Annotated in this window: 1 protein-coding gene; it reads right to left on the bottom strand. The window is 60.6% G+C overall.

Annotated features, from left to right (window positions below):
* Positions 1-264 (bottom strand): hypothetical protein (locus EGN72_RS19015; protein WP_158623085.1); only part of this gene is annotated, 264 nt, incomplete at both ends.

Genomic DNA, 264 nt, shown 5'->3' with positions numbered 1-264 from the left:
GGGCTGGACCTGAGTGTTACTGATGAGGTTGAAGGCCGCCGCGCCATTGGCAAAGTTACCGCGCGGGATCGGCACCGATGCCGCCGTCAACCGTCCGTTCACCCGGTCGAAGGGCACGCCGTTGGGCGAATAGTCGGGATCGAGGAGCAGCCGCCATTTGATATCGGCATAGCCCAAGGCTTGCCCAAGCGCGCTGCGTTTGTCCGTCCGAACCCCGTCCAGACCGGCGTTCAACCCTGATTTGATCTCATATCGTTTCATTGT

This window comes from Pseudorhodobacter sp. E13 (genome assembly GCF_003991405.1).
Classification (GTDB): domain Bacteria; phylum Pseudomonadota; class Alphaproteobacteria; order Rhodobacterales; family Rhodobacteraceae; genus Pseudorhodobacter.
The sequence above is the reverse complement of the archived record's forward strand: the minus strand, read 5'-3'. Positions and strand labels throughout refer to the sequence as shown.